Raw genomic sequence first — 1,233 nt, forward strand, 5'->3', positions numbered from 1 at the left:
TCCAACGCCGACCACCCTGAAATACACTTGCATGGTCGGCGGCAGCGACACATGTGTAAATCACACTGGTGGGTGGAGGTGCTGCCGGTCGCCGGCCGGCGGAACGACGACCGGCCGCCTCGGCGGCCGGTGGGCTTCACCGGACGCGACCCCGTCCGCCTCGTGCGGGCGGGGTCGTCGTCCATTCGCGGGGCGTGGGCCCGGCGCGAGATGTTTCACGTGAAACTGTGCGGAGAGCGGGTCGGTGGATCCGGGGATCGGAGAGGTCGAGATGGACACGGAGAACGCGGCCGCTGGCCGGCCGGGGGCGGACGACGTGAATCCGGCCGCTGCAGGGCCGGCCGCCGAGGCGGTCGAGGCGACCGAGGTGCCCGAGGTGCCCGAGGCCCCGGCCGTCGCCCGGGAGGTCTTCGGTGATCGTTTCGACGCCGCGGTCCGCTACACCGAGCTGCTGGCCACCGCGGGCGTGCGGCGCGGGCTGATCGGGCCGCGCGAGGTGCCCCGGCTCTGGGACCGGCACGTCCTCAACTGCGCGGTGCTCGCCGAGCTGCTGCCGGCCGGCTCCACCCTGTGCGACGTCGGCTCCGGCGCCGGCCTGCCGGGCATCCCGGTGGCGCTGGTCCGTCCGGACGTCTCGGTGACGCTGCTGGAGCCGCTGCTGCGGCGGACCACCTTCCTGGAGGAGGTCGTCCGGGAGCTGGGGCTGGAGAACGTCACGGTGCTGCGCGGCCGCGCCGAGGAGATGGTCGGCAAGCTCGCGGTGGACGTGGTGACCGCCCGGGCGGTGGCGCCGCTGGACCGGCTGGCCGGCTGGGGGATGCCGCTGCTCCGTCCGCACGGGCAGATGCTGGCGCTCAAGGGCGACAGCGCCGAGCAGGAGCTGGCCGACTCGCGGGCCGGGCTGACCAAGCTGGGCGCGGTCGAGTGGAGCGTGATCTCGGTCGGCGAGGGCACCCTGGAGACCTCGACCCGGGTGGTCCAGGTCAAGGCGGGGGAGAGCCCCGGCGGGGTGAAGGCCGCGACCCGGCGGGCGAAGGCGGCCCGGGCCGGACGGAACGCGGGCGGCGTCCGGACCGGCGAGCGCAGTCGGGGCGGGCGGCGCCGCACCCGCTGAGGCGGGTGACGCCTGGCACGCTCGACGACGGGCGGGTGGTTCCTCCTGAGGGGGGGGCCCCCCCCCCGTCGGCGGTGCGGTGGCCGTCGGGGTGGCGGCCGGTGGTCGGGTGGCGCCCG

Annotated in this window: 1 protein-coding gene; it reads left to right on the forward strand. The window is 75.9% G+C overall.

Annotation, left to right across the window (positions count from 1 at the left end; all coding sequences use genetic code 11):
- Positions 1-271 precede the first annotated feature (271 nt).
- Positions 272-1,114 (forward strand): 16S rRNA (guanine(527)-N(7))-methyltransferase RsmG, encoded by an 843-nt coding sequence (gene rsmG / locus ACFV61_RS14550; RefSeq protein WP_079136282.1) that lies wholly within the window; start codon positions 272-274, stop codon positions 1,112-1,114.
- Positions 1,115-1,233: the final 119 nt, after the last annotated feature.

Source organism: Kitasatospora sp. NPDC059817, assembly GCF_042731835.1.
GTDB lineage: Bacteria > Actinomycetota > Actinomycetes > Streptomycetales > Streptomycetaceae > Kitasatospora.